This window comes from Amycolatopsis sp. NPDC003861, from assembly GCF_053605405.1.
The window spans coordinates 1-15,152 of sequence record NZ_JBSGJD010000235.1 but is presented as its reverse complement, the minus strand read 5'-3'; the positions used below and the strand labels follow the sequence as shown (position 1 = coordinate 15,152).

Annotated in this window: 15 protein-coding genes; 3 read left to right on the top strand and 12 right to left on the bottom strand. The window is 71.3% G+C overall.

The genetic code is table 11. From position 1 onward, the window contains the following. From ACWEVN_RS38530 to ACWEVN_RS38520, 3 genes are all read right to left on the bottom strand, one after another. Positions 1-319 (bottom strand): Rho termination factor N-terminal domain-containing protein (locus tag ACWEVN_RS38530; protein WP_452054560.1); only part of this gene is annotated, 319 nt, incomplete at its 3' end. Beyond that, the gene (locus tag ACWEVN_RS38525; RefSeq protein ID WP_449684784.1) at positions 316-1,257 is read right to left on the bottom strand and encodes a ParA family protein; all 942 of its coding nucleotides are present in this window, start codon (positions 1,255-1,257) and stop codon (positions 316-318) included. The genes ACWEVN_RS38530 and ACWEVN_RS38525, both read right to left, overlap by 4 nt. A 110-nt stretch (positions 1,258-1,367) precedes the next feature. Beyond that, positions 1,368-2,666, bottom strand: coding sequence for a cytochrome P450 (locus ACWEVN_RS38520; RefSeq protein WP_452054559.1), 1,299 nt, complete (start codon positions 2,664-2,666; stop codon positions 1,368-1,370). A gap of 278 nt (positions 2,667-2,944) precedes the next feature. Between ACWEVN_RS38520 and ACWEVN_RS38515 the strand changes: the two genes are divergently transcribed. Beyond that, positions 2,945-5,083, top strand: coding sequence for a putative bifunctional diguanylate cyclase/phosphodiesterase (locus ACWEVN_RS38515; RefSeq protein WP_449684786.1), 2,139 nt, complete (start codon positions 2,945-2,947; stop codon positions 5,081-5,083). Here ACWEVN_RS38515 and ACWEVN_RS38510 read toward each other — a convergent pair. From ACWEVN_RS38510 to ACWEVN_RS38485, 6 genes are all read right to left on the bottom strand, one after another. After that, positions 5,026-5,946 (bottom strand): DMT family transporter, encoded by a 921-nt coding sequence (locus ACWEVN_RS38510; protein WP_452054558.1) that lies wholly within the window; start codon positions 5,944-5,946, stop codon positions 5,026-5,028. The genes ACWEVN_RS38515 and ACWEVN_RS38510 overlap by 58 nt on opposite strands. Positions 5,947-5,973: 27 nt before the next feature. After that, a complete protein-coding gene (locus tag ACWEVN_RS38505; RefSeq protein ID WP_452054557.1) occupies positions 5,974-8,076 on the bottom strand; it encodes an MMPL family transporter in 2,103 nt (700 codons plus the stop codon). A gap of 113 nt (positions 8,077-8,189) precedes the next feature. Then, positions 8,190-8,426, bottom strand: coding sequence for a hypothetical protein (locus tag ACWEVN_RS38500; protein ID WP_310973950.1), 237 nt, complete (start codon positions 8,424-8,426; stop codon positions 8,190-8,192). Then, entirely contained in the window at positions 8,423-8,764 is a 342-nt protein-coding gene (locus ACWEVN_RS38495) for an ArsR/SmtB family transcription factor (protein WP_310973949.1), read from the bottom strand. The genes ACWEVN_RS38500 and ACWEVN_RS38495 overlap by 4 nt, the downstream gene beginning before the upstream one ends. A gap of 55 nt (positions 8,765-8,819) precedes the next feature. Next, complete coding sequence (locus ACWEVN_RS38490; protein WP_452054556.1) at positions 8,820-9,557, bottom strand: Long-chain-fatty-acid--CoA ligase; 738 nt, start codon at positions 9,555-9,557, stop codon at positions 8,820-8,822. A gap of 52 nt (positions 9,558-9,609) precedes the next feature. After that, positions 9,610-10,329, bottom strand: a complete 720-nt coding sequence (locus ACWEVN_RS38485) for a DUF2786 domain-containing protein (protein WP_310973945.1) — start codon at positions 10,327-10,329, stop codon at positions 9,610-9,612. Between the two features lie 71 nt (positions 10,330-10,400). Here ACWEVN_RS38485 and ACWEVN_RS38480 point away from each other — a divergent pair, with 71 nt between their 5' ends. Continuing rightward, positions 10,401-11,417: a GNAT family N-acetyltransferase gene (locus tag ACWEVN_RS38480; protein WP_452054555.1), complete on the top strand. Its 1,017-nt coding sequence runs from the start codon at positions 10,401-10,403 to the stop codon at positions 11,415-11,417. On the opposite strand, the gene ACWEVN_RS38475 is transcribed toward ACWEVN_RS38480, so the two are convergent. The 3 genes from ACWEVN_RS38475 to sigJ all read right to left on the bottom strand — a co-directional run bounded on the left by ACWEVN_RS38475 (position 11,392) and on the right by sigJ (position 13,658). Further along, positions 11,392-11,949, bottom strand: coding sequence for a TetR/AcrR family transcriptional regulator (locus tag ACWEVN_RS38475; protein WP_310973939.1), 558 nt, complete (start codon positions 11,947-11,949; stop codon positions 11,392-11,394). The two genes, ACWEVN_RS38480 and ACWEVN_RS38475, sit on opposite strands and share 26 nt — an antisense overlap. Then, positions 11,928-12,725, bottom strand: coding sequence for an SGNH/GDSL hydrolase family protein (locus ACWEVN_RS38470; RefSeq protein WP_449684792.1), 798 nt, complete (start codon positions 12,723-12,725; stop codon positions 11,928-11,930). Before ACWEVN_RS38470 ends, ACWEVN_RS38475 begins: the two co-directional genes overlap by 22 nt. A 75-nt stretch (positions 12,726-12,800) precedes the next feature. Then, a complete protein-coding gene (gene sigJ / locus ACWEVN_RS38465; RefSeq protein WP_449684793.1) occupies positions 12,801-13,658 on the bottom strand; it encodes an RNA polymerase sigma factor SigJ in 858 nt (285 codons plus the stop codon). A gap of 100 nt (positions 13,659-13,758) precedes the next feature. Here sigJ and ACWEVN_RS38460 point away from each other — a divergent pair, with 100 nt between their 5' ends. After that, complete coding sequence (locus tag ACWEVN_RS38460; RefSeq protein ID WP_452054554.1) at positions 13,759-14,736, top strand: NAD(P)H-dependent oxidoreductase; 978 nt, start codon at positions 13,759-13,761, stop codon at positions 14,734-14,736. Positions 14,737-15,152: the final 416 nt, after the last annotated feature.

Here is a 15,152-nt window from a genome sequence, read left to right as displayed (position 1 = left end):
GCCGCGGGGCGGCGGGTGGCGGCTCGGCCGGGGATGCGGCGGGTGCGGGTGGCGGCTCGGCCGGGGGTGCGGCGGCGCTGTTGCCGGTGAGCAGGGTGACCAGGTCGGCTTTGTTCAGCTTGCTGTACCCGCGCAATCCGCGGTTCTTGGCCAGCGCCACCAGGTCCTTCCTCGGCAGCTTCGACAGATCCGCGGGAAGCCCGGACACCGCCAGCTGGGCCGTGCCGTCGAGGATCGCTTCCAGCGTGGCCTCGTCCTGCTGCTCCAGGAACTCGAACACCCGCGCTTGAAGGGCGGCGAGCCGCTTCAGGTCGTTCACCGGCGATCTCCGGAGAGGGAAAGGGCGCCCAGGACCTCGTCGGCGAATTCGTCGAACTCCCGCACGACGTTGTCGCGGCCGGTGGCGCGAAGCATGGCCGGCACGCCGTCTTCGCCGGCGTCGCCGAAATGGGGCGTGCTGTTGCGGATGTAGCTCTTCAGCACCGGAACCTGGGAGTTCGCTTGCGCTTCGTCGACGTACTTCTGCTGGGCGGCCGTCAGCCGCTGGGCGTAGAACTGCACCATCGTGAACACCACGCCGAGGAACTCGGGGTTGATCGGCTCGTGCTCACGGCTGCCGCCTTTGTGGTGGACGAAGTCGTTGAACTGCTCGACCAGGCCGGTGCAGTTGCCCCCGAGGTAGTCCAGCCCGAGGGTCGACAGGTAGTCCGCCTTGGCCGGGACGAGGATCCGCTCGCTCGCGACGATCGCCGTCTTCGTGACCAGGCCGAAGTTCGGGGCGCAGTCGATGAGGACCAGGTCGTATTCGGCGAAGAAGTCGTCCGCCAAGGCCTGGCGCAGGCAGCCGTGCAGGTCCAGGAACCGCCGCTTCGAACCGTCGAGGGTGGTCGTCCCGCCGAGCAGGGCGGCGAGTTCGAGGTCGATGTCGATCAGGCCGAGGTGGGACGAGATCAGGTCGAGCCGCCCGCCTGTGCCGTCGAGGACCTTGTTCACCCGTTCCGGCGACACGACGAGCTGGGCCAGCGGGATGTCGCGGCCGGGCAGTTCGGCGCCGTACCACTGCTTGATCGTGCGTTTGTCCGCCAGCCGCTCGTGCCAGTCGTCGATGGAGAAGAACGAAAACGTCAGGTTGGTCTGCGGATCGAGATCGAGCAGCAGCACCCGCAGGCCGCGGCTCGCGGCGACCGCGCCGAGGTTCGCCGTCAGCGTCGTCTTGCCCACTCCGCCCTTGTAGTTCATGACCGCCACGACCCGCATGCGCACTCCCCGGTGGTCTCGTGCCTGCGGCCCGTTTGTATTACGCGGGCGGGCGGATCGGCACGGATCGCCGTCAACTGTCCCGGATCTGTCCAGGATCTGGCCTGCCGCTAGCGGGGAACCACCGTCATCGGCAGGCTTTCCGGGTACGCGGCCGACGTGAACTTCACGCGGACCGGCCGGCCCGGTACCGGGACCAGCCGCCAGCGGGCGGCCACCGTGGCCAGGGTGATGACGATCTCGTTCTGGGCGAACCGGTTCCCGATGCACTGCCGGGTGCCCGCGCCGAACGGGACGAACGCGCCCTTCGGCACCGCCGCCGCCCGCTCCGGGGTCCAGCGGTCCGGGTCGAAGCGGTCCGGGTCGGGGAACGACGTGGGGTCGTGGTGGAGCGCGTGCGGGCTGACGATCACCTCCGCGCCTTCCGGCAGCCGGACGCCGCCGAGGTCGACTTCGGTGAGCGTGCGGCGCATCAGCATCCAGAGCGGGTACTGCCGCAGCACCTCGTCGACCACCTGCCGGGTGTAGGTCAGCCGGGGCAGGTCCTCGACGGTCACCGGGCGGCCGGCCAGCACCTCGTCGAGCTCGGCGTGCACCCGCGCCTCGATCTCCGGGTGCCGGCCGAGTTCGTGGAACGTCCAGGCCAGCGCCAGTGCCGTCGTCTCGATGCCCGCGGTGAGCAGGGTGAGCGCCTCGTCGCGCGCCTGCTCGTCGGTCATGCCGGCCAGCAGCAACGTCGAAAGCAGGTCGCCGTGGTCGGTGCCGTCGCGCCGCCAGTCGTGGATCACCTCGACGACGATTCCCTGCATCCGGGCGATCGCCTCGTCGAACCGCCGGTTCCCCGGCACCGGGAGCTTTTCGACGAACTTGGGCGACAATGCGCGAATCATCCCCTGCTGGATGATCACGTAAATCGAGCGGCGGGCTTCGGCGATCGCCGCTTTCCCCAGTTCGGTGGAAAACAGCGCTTCGCCGACGATCGTCACGGCCAGGCTCTGCATGTCGTCGTCGATCGGCCGCACTTCGCCGGCGCGCCACGAGTCGCTCAGGTCCGCGGCCGCGCGCCGCATGATCTCCGCGTACGCGGCCAGGCGGTCGCGGTGGAACGCCGGTTGCAGCAACCGGCGCTGCCGCAGGTGGAAGTCGCCGTTCGAAAGCACCAAGCCGTTTCCGACGAACGGCCGGAACTTGTCGAACATCGCGCCCTTGCGGAACTTCGGTCCCTCGTTGACCAGCACTTCGTGGGCCAATCGCGGACTCGCGACGAAGTAGACGGGCGCCGGTCCGAGATAGAGTTTGACGACCTCGCCGTGCGCGGGCAATGTGTCGGTGAATGCGAAGCGCTGCCGGAGGAGTGCCGGGGTGTGGCCGAGAAAAGGCCACCGCCTGGGTGCGACCGGGACGCTCATGCATACTCCTCGTTGCGCCATTGTGTGGATTTCCCAACGAGACGGCTCACGGTAGGCCTGTCCGGTCGAACGGGACAGTGCCCGATCGGGTGGTGTGGGCTCACGCGGATGGCCCAGTAGCCGAACCGCGGGGAATCGCTAAGCTCTTTCCGTCCGCCGGCTGAAACATGCCTCATCAAGAAGGTGTTCTTCGTGACACGATCAGCAGGATTCGTTCCGCCGGGTGCCGATATGACCGTACCCATCGCGCTTTCCTGCGGAATCGGCCGCAGGATCTGATGGCGGACGTCCTCATGCCGATGATCGAATCCCAGCCGGAACAGCCCCTCGCACCCGATGCGGGCCGCGGGCGGGTGCTGCTCGCCCGGAAATGGGCGTACCTGCTCAGCGGCGTGACCGTCGTGTCGCTGAGCCGCGAAGAACTCGACGCGGAACTGCGCGATCTGGTCGGCACGCTCTGCGACGCCCTGCGCCGGACGTCCCCGGACCTGACCCCGGCCGAGCGGATCGGCGCGCGGCTGGTCGCGCTCGGCTACGTCGGCGAGCCCGGGCTGCGGTGCACGCTCGACGTCCTCGGCAAGGGCTTGCCCACGCTGCCCGAACTCCAGGAGGTGGACGGCGCCGCCGACCGGGTCGTGGCCGCGCTCGGCGCGCTGGCCTGCGGCTTCCTGCTCGCGCACGAGCGCAGCGTCCTCGACCAGCAGGAGATCATGCACCTGTCGCTGATCAAGGCGGTGCGGGACGCGCAGTGGAACCTGCGGCAGAGCGAAGCGCGCTTCGAAGAGGTGGTGACGTCGTCGGCGAGCGGCATCGCCGTCGTCGCGCTGGACGGCCGGATCGTGCGCGCCAACGCGGCGCTGGCCGAGATGCTCGGGCACCCGGCGGGGGAGCTGGCCGGCTCGGTGCTGTACGACGTCGTCCACCCCGAGTCCGTCGAGGTCCTCCGCGACGCGATGACGGCGCTGCTGGACGGCGGCAAGGAACGGATCCGGCAGTCGGAACGGCTGCTGCGCAAGGACGGCGACGTCGTCCGCATCTCGCTGACCGCGTCCCTGTTGCGCGACGCGGAAAACCGGCCGTCCCACTTCGTCGTCGTGATCGAGGACGGCACCGAGCTGATGCTGCTGCAGGGCGAGCTGAGCCGCCAGGCCCTGCACGACGTCCTCACCGGGCTGCCGAACCGCCAGTACTTCGGCACGCACCTGGAAACGGCCCTGCGGCGCGCCGATCCGGCGTACGGGGTCACGCTGTTCCACGTCGACCTCGACGCGTTCGGCATGGTCTGCAACAGCCTCGGCCGCCGGGTCGGCGAGCAGCTGCTGGTGCACTTCGCGCAGCGGCTCAAGGCGGTGATGGCCCGCGAAAACGCGATGATCGCGCGGTTCCACAGCGACGAGTTCGGCATCCTGGTCGAGAACACCGAATCGACGCCGGACATCGACACGATCGTGCGCGCGATCAACGACGAGCTCGCCGAGCCGTTCTTCGTCGACGGCCATGGGCTCGCGCTGTCGGCCAGCGCCGGGGTGGTGCACCGCCCGGCGAAGGGCATCGACGCCCTCGAACTGCTGCGCCAGGCGGACCAGACGCTGCGGCGGGCCAAGGAACGGCGGCGCGGCCAGTGGAAGATGTTCGACCGCGAGGCCGACGCCCACGACCGGCGGACGCAGGCGGTGGCCGTCGGCATGGCGGGCGCCTGGGAGCACGGCGAACTCGGCGTGCGGTACCGGCCGATGGCGCGGCTGGCGGACGGCGAAGTCGCCGGCATCGAAGCCCGCCTGCACTGGAACCGGCCGGACGACACGGCCCTCTCGCACGAATGCTGCGTCGAACTCGCCGAGTCGACCGGGCTCATGTTGCCGCTCGGCGACTGGCTGGTGCGTGCGGCGGGCCGGCAGGGCGAATGGTGGCGCCAGCGTGCGGGCTTCGGCCTCCCGATGGTCGCCGGCCTGACCGGCCACCAGGTGTCCGACGACGCGCTCGGCACGCGCGTGACGCGGCTGCTGCGTGACACCGGCCTGCCGCCCGGGCAGCTGATGCTCGGCGTCCCGGCCGGCGCGCTGCCGGTGTCCGGCGTGATCGAGAACGTCACCACGCTGGCCGACCTCGGCGTGCACGTCATGCTCGACGAGTTCGGGCTGGGGCCCGACGACCTGCGCGCGATCGAGGACCTGCCGGTGGACATCGTGCGCGTCGACCGGCGGCTCGCGGAGTGGCAGGCGTGGTCGGACTCGACGTTCCTCGGCGCCCTGGTGCCGCTGGTCCGGCAGGTCGGCGCGACGCTCGTCGTCGACGGCATCCACACCGAGGACCAGGCGGACTGGTGGCGCACGGCCGGCGCGGAGCTGGCGACCGGCGACTACTTCGGGGTGGCCAGGCCGCCGGCCGAGCTCGCCGGGCAGTTCGCGCGCACCTGAGGCGGCCACCGGGTCAGGCCGACGGCGACCAGCACGACCGCCATCCCGCCGACGACCCGGAGCGACAGCGGCTCGCCGAGGAAGAGCGCGCCGAGCGCCACCGACACCACGGGCAGCAGGTAGCCGACGGTCGCCGCGGCGGTCGGGCCTTCGTCCGTGAGGATCCGGTAGTTCAGGGAGAAGGTGACGCCGGTCCCGAAGACCCCCAGGATCGTCACGGCGACGACGGCGGTGAGCGTCAGGTGCGGCGCCGTGCCCGCGACCGGCAGGGCGAGCGCGGTCAGCCCGGTGGCGGTCATCAGCTGCGCGGCCGACAGCGCGAGCGGAGCGCCGTCCGGCGGCAGTTTCCGGGCCAGGTAGGCGAACGCGATCGCGTAGCTGAGGCCGGCGCCGAGCAGGGCCAGCGCACCCGTGCTCAGCAGCCCCGACCGGTGCCACGGTGCGAAGATCACCACGATGCCGGCGAAGCCGAGGGCCAGCCCGAGCAGCCGCGCGGGGTTGAGCCGCCGTTCAGTCCCGAGCGCGACGCCGATCAGCAGCGACCACAGCGGGGTGGTGGCGTTCATGACGCCGGCGACGCCGGAGTCGACGGTGCGTTCCCCGATGCCGAAGAGCGCGAACGGCAAGGCGTTGCAGAAGAACGCGGCGATGATCAGCCGCGCCCAGGTCCGGCCGTCCCGCGGGAGGCGTTGGCGGGCGGCGAACGCCAGGCCGAGCAGGGTCAGCGCGCCGAGGGCGCAGCGGACGAGGGTGAGGTGGACGGGGCTCAGCCCGGTCAGGGCCAGCTTGATCCAGAGGAAACCCGAGCCCCACAGCAGGGCCAGGACCGCTATCCGGGCCGAGGCGCCCCGTCCACCGTTCATGAGATCAACCGTGCCGAACCGGATCCGTCAGGACAAGTGAAGAGTTGTGGACGGATCTTTAAGGGGTGCTAATTCCTGCCTGCGCCAGAGCCGGTCGCCGAACAGCGCCAGCGCGGCGGGCAGCAGGACACCCCGGACGATCGTCGCGTCGAGCAGGATCGCGACGGCCATACCGAGGCCGAGCATCTTGTACTCGATCGCGGCGAGGCTGAGGAAGACGCTGAACACCCCGGTCATGATCAGCGCGGCGCTCGTCACCACGCCGGAACTGCGCGCGGTGCCTTCGACGATCGCCTGCCGGACCGGCACGCCGGACCGCCGTCGCTCGCGGATCCGGCTGAGGATGAACACGTGGTAGTCGGTGCTCAGGCCGAACAGCAGCACGAAGAGGAACAACGGCAGCCAGCCGAGCACCCCGCCGTAGGGCGTGAAACCCAGCAGTGGCGCGAGAAACCCGTCCTGGAACACCAGGGTGAGCACGCCGTAGGCCGCGCCGGCCGACAGCAGGTTGAGCAGGATCGACACCACCGGCACCGCGACCGATCGGAACACCACGAGCAGCAGCACGAAGGCGAGCAGCAGGATGAACCCGAAGGTGTAGGGCGCCCGGGCGATCGCCTGCTCGGTGAAGTCGTGCGCTTCGGCCGTCCGGCCCGCCACCGCGTACCCGACCCCGTCGATCCGACCGACCGTCCGCGGCAGCAGGGTTTCCCGCAACGTCGTGAGCGTGCGGCTCGCCGCTTCGTCGTTGCCGGTGCCGCCGAGCGGAATCCGGACGACGAGCGCCTGGTCCACCGGGACGACGACGGCCGGGCGCGGGACCTCTGCGGTGAGTGCGCCGATCGCCTGCCGCAGCGCGGGGGTGTCGACCGGGCCGCCGCGGGTGTTCCAGAGGACGACGTGCGCGGGCATGGTGACCCCGGGAAACGCTTCCTGGACGCGCACGGCCGCGTCGATCACCGGGATGCTGCGCGGCAGGCTCTCGGTCGGTGCCGGGTCCTGCAGCCGCATGCCCAGCGCGGGCATGGTGAGCAGCACGAGCAGGGCGGTGGCGAGCCCGCTCCAGACCGCGGGCCGCCGGGTGACGACGTCGGCCACGGCGGCCCAGAACCGGGAGCGCAGGCGGCGACGGCCCAGCCACGGGATGCGGCCGCGGTCGACACGGGAACCGAGCAGGGAAAGCGTCGCGGGCAGCACTGTCACGGCCGCCAGCACGGCCAGGCCGACGACCAGGATCGTGCCGACGGTCAGGCCTCGGAGGTTGTCGAGGCCGGTGAACAGCAGGCCGGTCACGCACAGCACGACGGTCAGCCCGGACACGACGATCACGTGCCCCGACGTCCGGGCCGCGATCCGGATGGCCTCGTCGACGCCGTGTTCGCGTTCCTCCCGGACCCGGCGCAGGAAGAACAGCGAATAGTCGACCCCGACCGCCATCCCGATGAGCAGGGTGATCGCGGAAGTCGCGCTGTTGACCGGGATCGCGTTGTCCACAACGGACAGGAAGCCGAAGGTGGCGGCCACCGCGGTGGCCGCCAGCAGAACCGGGATCGCGGCCGCGACCAGCGAGCCGAACACGATCAGCAGGACGAGCACGGTGATCGGGAGCGAGCGGACCTCCGACCGGCCGATGTCCTCCTTGATGCTCTTGTCGACCGCGCCGGACACGCTGAGGTCGCCGGCCTGGGCCAGCCGGACGCCGGCGTGCCGGGTCGCGACGGTGTCGACGGCCGCCGTCGCCGTGGCCAGGTTGGCCCGGATTTCGGGGCCACTGCCGGTGATCCGGAAGGTGACCAGTTCCGACCGGTGGTCGGCGGAGACTTCGGAGCGGAGGTCCGCGGCCGCGCCCGACGTCGTCAAGGTGGTCACGAGGTCGGCCGTGGCCGCGGGGGACCGGGGCTGGACGAGGACGTTTTCCCAGAAGGGTTCGCGGGTGGCCTGGCGGTCGAGGACGGCCTGGCCGGTGCCGGCGTCGCCGGCCGGGCTCGAGCGTGCGTCGGTGCCGGGGGCGAACGTGCCGAGGGCCCAGGCCAGCGCGACGAGCGCCAGCCAGCCGAGGATCGCGGCGGCGCGGTGCCGCAACGACCAGTTCGTGACCGTCTCGGCCACCGGCGTTTTTGCGGGCAGCATGAACTAAGGTCCTTCCGTGAAGGAGTGATCCGATGAGAGCTCGCCCTCGGGCGAGGTGATTGCTTCTTCTTCCTGGGCCGCCGAGTTGCCGCTCGGCGGTCCAGGGCCTCACTTCAGTCGACCTCCTTGAGCACGCGTTCGATGGAGCGCAGCCGGTCCTGGACGTCCTTGAGCTGCCGTTCGGTTTCTTCCTGCGTCCGGACGGCTTTCTCGGCCAGCGCCCGGTATTCGTGCTCCCGCGCCAGCTTCGCCTTGGCGCGCCAGGTCGAGGCCAGCTGCACGATCGCGATCGACAGCAGGGCGAACACCCCGGTGACGCCGATGATCTCCTGCCACTGGTGCCAGTTCATGTCCGTCCCTCCTCGCCGTCCCCGTGGACGGAATCCGGTGTGGTGAGCGTCGGCGCGGCGGCCGCGATCGCCTCCGGCGTCAGCACGACGGAGAACGGGGTCAGCTCGTAGAACCGCAGCGTCTTGCCGTCCTCGCCGGCTTCGAAGCTGGCGGTGACCAGGCCGGCGGCTTCGAGCTTGCGCAGGTGGACCTGCAGCAGGGCGCGGCTGATCCGCAGCTCGCGGGCCAGCTTGCTGACGTAGGTGCGTTCGGCGTGCAGGGCCGCGACGATCCGCAGCCGGTGCGGGTTGCCGAGGGCGCCCAGCTGCCGCAGGAGCTCGTCACCCGTCGTCCACATGCCAACAAAAGTTAGCAGGTGGTTGGCGGCCCGGCCATCGGGGTGATCCCCGAGATCACATCGGGTGTTCCAGCCACACGTTCGGCTCGACGTAGGTCGCCGTGTCGTGGGCGGTCGAGGCGTGGACCGGGGCGATGCCGCCCGGGATGAAGTTCTCGCCTTCCTGGAGCTTGACGCCCGTCCAGTCGTGCCAGTCGGACAGGGATCCCGAGAGGGTCACCGCGAACGGGCACACCTTCACCACCTGCGCGCCGAGACGCTCGTGGGTGCGCAGCCAGCGGTCGGCCAGGAGACCGTCCGCGCGGCGGCGGGCCGCGTACTCCGGCATCGGGACCGACGGCTCGGCCTCCTTGCCGATCGGGCGGACCGAGACGATCAGCTTGCGCAGGCCCGTTTCCGCCGCCCGGGCCTTCAGCGCCTTCAGCATCGGGGCCGACAGGCCGGTGCCGCGCAGGTGCGGGGCGATCACGACTTCCAACGCGCACAACGCGTTCGGCGCGCGGCCGTCGATGATGTCGTGGGCCGCCCACTCGATCGCCTGGTCCCAGCCGTGATCCGGCAGCTCGGTGCGGTCCGGGGCCGGGTAGGCCAGCGGGACCGAGAGGGCGCGGGCCATCGGCGTGCCGGCGTCGTCCAGGGCGATCAGGAAGTACCGCGCCCAGTGGCGCAGGAAGCGCTCGCCGGTGATCATCCGGCCGCTCGCGCCCTGGTAGATGAACTGGCCGCCGACGTCGCCGAGGGCCAGTGCGGCGTCGAGGAGGTCGGGGCGGCCGGCAAGATCGACAACGCGCATGCGCCCATACAAGCGGAAGCGATCACCGCCGCGATAGCGGCAACCGGGCGACTCAGCGCAGGGCTTTGCGCCGGCGGGTCAGCGCGGCCGGGTCGAGGTTGGCCCGGGTGCCGGCGTCGTGGCCGTCGAGGTAACCGCTGCCGGAGAGCCGCCGGGGCGAGGCTGCGCGCAGGTCACCGTACTCGGAGTCGAACGCGTGCTGGACCATCTGCGCGCGGTCGCGGACCACCAGTTCCGCCGACCGCTCGCCCGGCACCGCGGTGCGGACGGCCTCCTGCTCGGCGTGGGAAAGCCGTTCGTGGACCGCGCGGGCGAAGCCGTGCAGCCAGGTGCGCCGGTACGCGGCCAGAGATTCGCCGGGGAAGAACCCGTCCGGCCGGACGCGCGTCAGCTGCGTGCTCGCCTGCAGCAGGAGGCTGGTGAACAGCAGCTCGACCCGGCCCAGGTCGGAGCGGAAGCCGAACACCGTGACGCTCTCGACCTTCTGGCCGAGCCGGTGCAGCAGCGTCCGGCACCGCAGCGGGTACGCCACCGAGGTCAGCAGGCTCGCCTTGTCGCGGCTGTACGGGTCGTTCATCGGGATCTTCAGCGTGCCGATCTCGTCGCTGCCGGCCCCGGACGCGGCGAGCATCGCCTGGTCGATGCCGTACCGCGCGACGAGTTCGGCGGCCTTCTGGTTGTACGCCTCGGCTTCCGCCTCGGTGACCGCAGGGTCTTCGGCCTTGGCCAGCAGCTTGCGGATGCGCTCGAGCTGCGGGTCTGACTCGGTCATGCCGAGAGGGTATTCGATCAGGTGTTCGGGCGCGGGGACCGGGTCGGCGTGTCGGCCCGGACACTGGGGGGATGGTGACGATCGAACGCTTCGCCCCGCTGTCGGCCGTCGAGGCGGAATTCGCCGCTTACCACGCCGTGCTCGCGGCGAGCCGGGAAACCGACCGGCCCGGTGAACCCGTGCTGCCGCTCGGCGAGCTGGCCGGACGGCTGACGAGGCCGCTGCCGGGGATGGGGGAAGCCGCCCAGTGGGTGGCGTACCGCGGCAACGAGCTCGTCGCGTTCGCCGAGGTGCACTTCCTCGAGGCCGAAAACAGCGGAATCGGGCTGATCGACGTCGTCGTGCACCCGGCCGCGCGGCGCTCGGGGATCGGCACCGCGTTGCTGCACGCAGTGCTGCCGGAACTGCGCGCGCGGGACCGCCGGAGCGTCGAAGGGTGGCAGGTTGTCGCGGGGTCCGCCGGGGAGCCGTGGGCCGAGGCGCTCGGCTTCCGGCCGGTGCGGACGATCGTGCGGCAGGCCCTGGTCTTCGCCGAAGGCGAGCGGGCGCGCTGGGAGGTGACCGTCCCGGTGGGATACCGGGTGGTGCGGTGGGCGGGTGCGGCCCCGGGCGATCTGCTCGATTCCTATGCCGGCGCACGGGCGGCGATCCACGACGCCCCGCTCGGGGACTCGGGTTATCAGTGGCCGGCGTGGACGGCGGAGCGGGTGCGCGCGGCCGAAGCCGAAGCTCGGTCGCAGGGCCTCGAACAACGGATCGTCGCCGCGGTCCACGAGGAAACCGGGGACGTCGCCGGGTTCACCGAAGTGTGCGTGCACCCGCGCCGGCCGGACTGGGGCTACCAGCGGGACACCGCGGTGCTCCCCCGGCACCGCGGGCACGGCCTGGGGCGGTGCGTCAAGGCGCACATGATCCGGTGGCTGCTCGCCGAGCGGCCCGCGCTGCGGCGGATCAGCACCACCACCGGGGTGGAGAACGCGCACATGATCCGGGTCAACCGCGAACTCGGCTTCAGCTCGCTGCCGGCCGTGATCGCCGTTCAGCAGGACCTCGACGCGCTCCTCAGCCGAGGTACGCGTCGAGCGTGACGGCCAGCGCCGCTTCCGGCGACGGCGCGAAACTCGCCCCGGCCAGGCCGCCCCACAGCCACAGCTGGGCGAGGCCGTGCAGCGCGGCCCACAGCGACGCGGCGACCAGCCGCAGGTCGGCGCCGGATCGCGCGACCCGCGTCGGCACCGCCGCCACCAGCACGGCGAAGGTGTCGAACACCGCGCTCGCCGCGGCCGAGAGTGCCGGGTCGTCCGGGTCGATCAGGTCGCGGCGGAACATCAGCTCGAACATCGCCGGGTTGGTCAGCGCGAAGTCGAGGTAGCTGTGGCAGGCCGCGGTGAGCCGCTCCCGCGGGGAGGTGTCCGGCAGCGTTTCCCGGCGGGCGAGCAGCTCGGCGTACCCGCGGGTCGCCACGGCGGACAGCAGCTCGGCGCGGCCGGAGAAGTGCCGCAGGGGTGCGCCGTGGGAAACCCCGGCCGCCTTGGCGATCCCGCGCAGGGTGACCGCGCCGACGCCTTCGTCGGCGAGCAGCTCCGACGCCGTCGTGATCAGGCGTTGCCGGGTGCCCATGCCTCGTCCAGGGTCATCGGGAGCAGGTCGGGGCGCTTGGGGAAGAAGCCGTCGCCGGGCTGGCGGCCGATCAGCCGGTTGCGCGTGCGCGTGACGGCGACCGGCAGCACCTCCCGGAGCAGCCACTGCAGGTCGGCGCGCCGGCTGCCGGGGGCGGCGCTGCCGGGCAGCGGCGCGAGCCAGGCGGGGTCGTGGTCGAGGCCGAGCCGCGCGAGGACGTATGCGGCGAGCCGGCGGTGCCCGTGGGCGGACAGGTGCAGGCGGTCGGCGCCGAAGTAGCGCGAGTCGGTGACGGCCTGGTCGGGCCACAGGTCGATGAGCTGGGCCCCGTAGCTGACGGCGGCTTCGCGGATGGCGTCGTTGAGCGCGATGATCCGCGGCCGCATCCGGCTGCCCAGCGGCATCCGGCGGGAGACGTCGCTGAGCGTGAAGGTGACGACGACGGGCGAGATGTCGGTGCAGGCCCGGACGGCGGCGTCGACCCGCCGGGCGACCGTGCGCGCGTCCCAGCCCCGGCTCATGACGTCGTTGCCGCCGCCGAAGAGGGCGACGAGGTCGGGTTCGAGGCGCCGGGCCGCCGGGAGCTGCTCGGGCACGATCTGGTCGAGCCGGCGCCCGCGGACGGCGAGGTTGGCGTACCGGAAGCCGGGCTCGTCCTCGGCCAGCCGGGCGGCGACGAAGTCGGCCCAGCCGCGGTAGTGCCGCCGGTCGGGGTACGGGTCGTCGAGGCCTTCGGCGCAGCTGTCGCCGACGACGACGAAACGGTGGTAGCTCATCCCGATCTCCGTAACCCGTGGTTCACCTTGTGGACACTGTCTATCAAACTTGTGTAGACGGTGTCTACTCGGTGTTCACCCGAGCCAGGGACCCAGCTTCTCCGGGTTCCGCATTGCCCAGATGCGGGTGATCCGGTCGTCCTCGACGGCGAAGGAGTAGACGGCCGCCAGCTCGTCGCCGCGGCTGAGCACCAGGCCCGGGTGGCCGTTGACCATGCGCTCCTCGAGCGTCAACTCGCCGAAGGAGGCCAGCTCGGCCACGTATCGGGCGACGAGTTCGCCGCCTTCGATCGGGGCGATCGCGGCGCGGACCCGGCCGCCGCCGTCCGCGGTCAGGGTGGCGTCCGGGTCGAGGAGCCCGACGAGGGTGCCGATGTCGCCGGCGGCCCAGGCCTCCTTGAAGTCCCGCACCAGGCCGGCTTGGCGGGCAGCCGAAACGGTCGGCCGGTCGGCGCGGATCCGGCGGCGGGCCGCGGAGGCGAGTTCGCGGCACGCCGCCGGTGTCCGGCCGGTGGTCTCGGCGACCTCGGCGAACGAGTACCCGAAGACGTCGTGCAGGACGAGGGCCACGCGCTGGGCCGGCGTCATCGCTTCGAGCGCCACCAGGAACGCCATGCTCACCGACTCGTCCAGGGTGATCCGGTCGGCCGGGTCGGGCTGGTCGGGCAGCGGCTCGGGCAGCCACTCGCCCACGTACCGCTCGCGCCGGACGCGCGCCGAGCCGAGGACATCCAGGCAGATGCGGCCGGCCACCGTCGTCAGCCACGCGCCGGGCGAGGAGATCTCCTCCTGCTGCGCCGGCGACAGGGCGTACCAGCGGGCGTAGGTCTCCTGGACGGCGTCCTCGGCTTCGGTCAGCGAGCCGAGCAGGCGGTAGGCGAGGTTGACCAGGTGACGTCGTTCGGCGACGACCGGTTCCGATGGCGTTGTCATGACTCCTCCGACGACACAGCCTGCCCGAACGTCAGGTCCTGACGTTCCCGCCGGCTGCTTCGTCGTACCGGTCGAAGGCAACCGAACAGGGGAGAAGACGATGATCAAGATCGGAATCGTGCTCGGCAGCACCCGCTCCGGCCGCGTGGGGGACCAGGTCGCCCGGTGGGTGCACGAGCGGGCGGAGCGTCGCACGGACGCCGCGTTCGAGCTGATCGACCTGCGCGACCACCCGCTGCCGCACCTCGAGGAGCCGCCGGGCTTTTCGGGGCAGTACCAGGACGAGCGCACCCGGGCCTTCGCGGCCGTCGTCGCGTCGTGCGCCGGGTTCGTCTTCGTGACGCCGGAGTACAACCACTCCGTGCCCGGCGTGCTCAAGAACGCCCTGGACCACGTCTACGTGGAGTGGAACGGCAAGGCGGCCGGGTTCGTCTCGTACGGCGGGGTCGGCGGCGCCCGCTCGGTCGAGCAGCTGCGGCTCGTCTGCGGCGCACTCCAGCTGGCCGACGTGGCCCCGCAGGTGACTCTGCCGCTGGCAACGGAGTTCGAGAACCACGCGGTCTTCAAGCCGGGTGACCACCAGCTCGCCGCGCTGGACACCCTGCTCGACCACGTCGTCGCCTGGAGCACCGCGCTGGCGCCGCTGCGGGCCGGGCACGCGGAAGCGGCGATCCGGAGCAGGCTCGACGCGATCATCGACGGGCTGCGCAACAAGGACATCGAGGCCCTGCGACGGGTCTACGCGCCGGACGTCGTGTCCTTCGACGTCGAACCGCCGCTGCAGCACGTCGGGACCGACGCGAAGCTGGAGAACTGGGCCCGGGTGTTCACGGTCTTCGAAAAGGTGGACTACGAGCTGCGCGACCTGAGCATCACCACGGGCGGCGACCTCGCCGTCGGACACGGCTTCGGCCGGGTCAGCGGAACGCTGAAGAACGGAGTGGTGACGGACGGCATGTGGGTCCGGGCAACCTTCGTCTTCCGGAAAACCGGCGACGACTGGCTGATAGTCCACGACCAGGCGTCGGTCCCCCTCGACATGGCGACCGGCCAGGGCCGGACCGACCTCGAGCCGTGAAGGCGCAGGCGGCGGACCGGGCAGTTCCGCAACGCCACCAAGGGAGCAGGGTGGTCATCCCGTCGCCTGAGGCCGTCAAAATCACTTTGAGCCGGGCCCGCAACCCACCACCCGAAGCGGGCCAACGACGCAAGCTTGCGGGCCCGGCTCAAAGTGATAGGCCTCGTTCAGGCGACGGGATGACCACCCCGCGGCCCACCTCACCAACGTGGGCCAACAGCGCAAGCCGGTGGTCATCCCAGAGCCTGCCCGTCCGGCGAGGACAGCTTTTGATCTTCTGCGGCGGCAGAAAGATCAGTTGGCTTCGGCGAGGTGTTCTGCCGCGGCAGAGCGGGTCCGACCTCCCCCGCCCCTCCGTTCGGATTCTCAGCCGGCGGTCGGGTTTGTCAAGGCGGGAAAGCGTGCCTTGACAAAAC

Excerpts from the sequence above, each read along its gene's own strand:
- ACWEVN_RS38525 (WP_449684784.1), bottom strand. The coding sequence starts at position 1,257 with ATGCGGGTCGTGGCGGTCATGAACTACAAGGGCGGAGTGGGCAAGACG.
- ACWEVN_RS38520 (WP_452054559.1), bottom strand. The coding sequence starts at position 2,666 with ATGAGCGTCCCGGTCGCACCCAGGCGGTGGCCTTTTCTCGGCCACACC.
- ACWEVN_RS38515 (WP_449684786.1), top strand. The coding sequence starts at position 2,945 with ATGGCGGACGTCCTCATGCCGATGATCGAATCCCAGCCGGAACAGCCC.
- ACWEVN_RS38510 (WP_452054558.1), bottom strand. The coding sequence starts at position 5,946 with ATGAACGGTGGACGGGGCGCCTCGGCCCGGATAGCGGTCCTGGCCCTG.
- ACWEVN_RS38505 (WP_452054557.1), bottom strand. The coding sequence starts at position 8,076 with ATGCTGCCCGCAAAAACGCCGGTGGCCGAGACGGTCACGAACTGGTCG.
- ACWEVN_RS38500 (WP_310973950.1), bottom strand. The coding sequence starts at position 8,426 with ATGAACTGGCACCAGTGGCAGGAGATCATCGGCGTCACCGGGGTGTTC.
- ACWEVN_RS38495 (WP_310973949.1), bottom strand. The coding sequence starts at position 8,764 with ATGTGGACGACGGGTGACGAGCTCCTGCGGCAGCTGGGCGCCCTCGGC.
- ACWEVN_RS38490 (WP_452054556.1), bottom strand. The coding sequence starts at position 9,557 with ATGCGCGTTGTCGATCTTGCCGGCCGCCCCGACCTCCTCGACGCCGCA.
- ACWEVN_RS38485 (WP_310973945.1), bottom strand. The coding sequence starts at position 10,329 with ATGACCGAGTCAGACCCGCAGCTCGAGCGCATCCGCAAGCTGCTGGCC.
- ACWEVN_RS38480 (WP_452054555.1), top strand. The coding sequence starts at position 10,401 with ATGGTGACGATCGAACGCTTCGCCCCGCTGTCGGCCGTCGAGGCGGAA.
- ACWEVN_RS38475 (WP_310973939.1), bottom strand. The coding sequence starts at position 11,949 with ATGGGCACCCGGCAACGCCTGATCACGACGGCGTCGGAGCTGCTCGCC.
- ACWEVN_RS38470 (WP_449684792.1), bottom strand. The coding sequence starts at position 12,725 with ATGAGCTACCACCGTTTCGTCGTCGTCGGCGACAGCTGCGCCGAAGGC.
- sigJ (WP_449684793.1), bottom strand. The coding sequence starts at position 13,658 with ATGACAACGCCATCGGAACCGGTCGTCGCCGAACGACGTCACCTGGTC.
- ACWEVN_RS38460 (WP_452054554.1), top strand. The coding sequence starts at position 13,759 with ATGATCAAGATCGGAATCGTGCTCGGCAGCACCCGCTCCGGCCGCGTG.